The 223-nt window shown below is 61.9% G+C and carries 1 tRNA gene; it reads left to right on the top strand.

Features of this window, described 5'->3' with window-relative positions:
* Position 1 precedes the first annotated feature (1 nt).
* A tRNA-Asp gene (locus IAE36_RS23560) sits at positions 2–78 on the top strand.
* Positions 79–223 lie beyond the last annotated feature (145 nt).

Here is a 223-nt window from a genome sequence, read left to right as displayed (position 1 = left end):
CGCAGCGGTAGTTCAGTCGGTTAGAATACCGGCCTGTCACGCCGGGGGTCGCGGGTTCGAGTCCCGTCCGCTGCGCCATATTCCAGTACCAGATGGGTGCTTTGCACCGGTCTGAAGCCACAAGGCCAAGCGCCTTGGGCTGACCCAGTTTCAATCGGGCGCAAGCCTGAACGATACGCAGCGGTAGTTCAGTCGGTTAGAATACCGGCCTGTCACGCCGGGG

The organism is Pseudomonas sp. S36, from assembly GCF_016647875.1.
Classification (GTDB): Bacteria; Pseudomonadota; Gammaproteobacteria; order Pseudomonadales; family Pseudomonadaceae; genus Aquipseudomonas; species Aquipseudomonas parafulva.
The sequence above is the reverse complement of the archived record's forward strand: the minus strand, read 5'-3'. Positions and strand labels throughout refer to the sequence as shown.